General features: G+C 35.8%; 1 protein-coding gene. It reads left to right on the top strand.

Annotated features, from left to right (window positions below; genetic code table 11):
* Positions 1–3 precede the first annotated feature (3 nt).
* Positions 4–1,296 (top strand): IS1182 family transposase (locus ACQKCJ_RS24730; RefSeq protein ID WP_427403148.1); only part of this gene is annotated, 1,293 nt, incomplete at its 3' end.

Below are 1,296 nucleotides of genomic sequence, written 5' to 3'. Positions count from 1 at the left end.
AAGATGTTACTCAAAGTGATGTTGTATGCTTATATGACTAATATTTACTCTTCACGAAAGATAGAACTTGCACTTCGCGAGAATATTAATTTTATGTGGCTTACTTCTATGACTATTGTTGATCACAATACAATTAATAGATTTAGAAGTGACAAACTCAAAGAGAGTTTTAAAGAAATCTTCAAGCAGGTAGTTTTAATGCTGGCATCAGAAGGGCTGGTAAACCTAAAACAAATTTATACAGATGGCACAAAAATAGAAGCTCAGGCTGGCAGGTACACTTTTGTGTGGGGCAACAGCATTAAAACCAACAAAGCTAAAATGCTGACTCAGTTGGAAGAATTATGGAAATATGCCCAAAGCATCAATAATGAAGAGGATCCAAACCCGGAACCAACAGAATTCAAAGAAATCAGTAAAGAGATAATTCAGAAAACTGTAGCTAAAATAGATGCAAAACTCTCCGGTAATGAAAAGGCAAGTTCTAAAGCAAAAGCAAAATTACGCTATATAAAAAATAATTTCACTGCCAATCTTGAAAAGTATGAAAAGCAAGAAGCTATTCTAGGGGAAAGAAACAGTTACAGCAAAACCGACACCCAGGCTACTTTTATGCGCATGAAAGAAGATCATATGCTAAACGGGCAGCTCAAGCCAGCTTATAATACCCAGATATCTACACAAAATCAGATCATCGTTCATTATACCATCCACCAAAATCCGACCGATACCAAAACCCTCAAACCTCATTTAGAAAATTTGGAACAAACCTTCGGCAAGAAAATATTTAAAAAGATAAAAGAGATAACTACTGACGCAGGTTATGGAAGTGAAGAAAACTATGATTATCTGGAGCAAAAGAAGCTCAAAGCTTTTGTAAAATATAATACTTTTGAAAAAGAACAAGATCAAAACTACCAAAAGAAACACAAGGCTTTTAGCAAAGAAAATCTCCATTACAACGAGCAAGAAGATTATTATGTATGCCCAATGGGACAAAAAATGCATAAAACACATCAAAACCAGAAAACAACAGCTGCAGGATACACCCAAACCTTATCTCATTATCAGGCCAAAAACTGTGAAGGCTGTTCACTTCGAGGTCAATGTTTTAAAGCTCAGGGAAACAGAAGTATAGAGCGAAACCATAACCTTGAAAGGCATAAACAAAGGACAAGGGAATTACTGCTAAGTGAAATAGGAATACAAAGAAGAAAGCAACGCTCTGCCGATGTAGAGCCTGTGTTTGCCCAACTCAAGCATAATAACGGATTTAGACGATTTTCTTTAAAAGGA

Origin of the sequence: Flavobacterium sp. NPDC079362 (assembly GCF_050267765.1) — a bacterium.
Taxonomy (GTDB): Bacteria; Bacteroidota; Bacteroidia; order Flavobacteriales; family Flavobacteriaceae; genus Flavobacterium; species Flavobacterium azizsancarii.
The sequence above is the reverse complement of the archived record's forward strand: the minus strand, read 5'-3'. Positions and strand labels throughout refer to the sequence as shown.